The 664-nt window shown below is 42.5% G+C and carries 1 protein-coding gene; it reads left to right on the top strand.

Annotation, left to right across the window (positions count from 1 at the left end; translation table 11 throughout):
• Positions 1 to 65: 65 nt before the first annotated feature.
• The coding region (gene pnuC / locus GMD6S_RS11600; protein WP_000214769.1) for a nicotinamide riboside transporter PnuC at positions 66 to 664 on the top strand (599 nt) is incomplete at its 3' end.

Here is a 664-nt window from a genome sequence, read left to right as displayed (position 1 = left end):
TATAATAGAGCGTTGCGTCCGAAAGTCTATCCAGACACGGCTCTTTAAAAACAAAAGGAGAAAATATGACGACTTATTTGCAAACAAAACTCAAGAATATCAAAATTACTCTTGGTGAAATGTCTGGTGGCTACCGCCGTATGGTTGCTGCTATGGCTGATTTGGGATTTTCAGGAACCATGAAGGCTATCTGGAATGACCTCTTTGCCCATCGTAGTTTTGCTCAGTGGCTTTACCTGCTGGTTTTAGGAAGTTTTCCAATCTGGCTGGAGTTGATTTATGAACACCGCATTGTTGACTGGGTTGGGATGATTTGTAGCTTGACAGGGATTATCTGTGTTATCTTTGTATCGGAAGGTCGAGCAAGTAATTACCTTTTTGGTTTGATTAACTCTGTTATTTACCTTATCTTGGCTTTGCAGAAAGGCTTTTATGGTGAGGTGCTAACGACACTCTACTTCACGGCCATGCAGCCAATTGGACTTCTAGTTTGGATCTACCAGGCACAGTTTAAAAAGGAAAAGCAGGAGTTTGTCGCGCGTAAACTGGACGGTAAGGGTTGGACCAAGTATCTTTCTATTAGTGTTTTCTGGTGGTTGGTATTTGGGTTCATTTATCAGTCTATCGGAGCCAATCGTCCTTATCGCGATTCCATCACCGATGC

The sequence above is a fragment of the Streptococcus sp. GMD6S genome (assembly GCF_000297015.1).
This window is presented reverse-complemented; position numbering and strand designations above follow the sequence as displayed.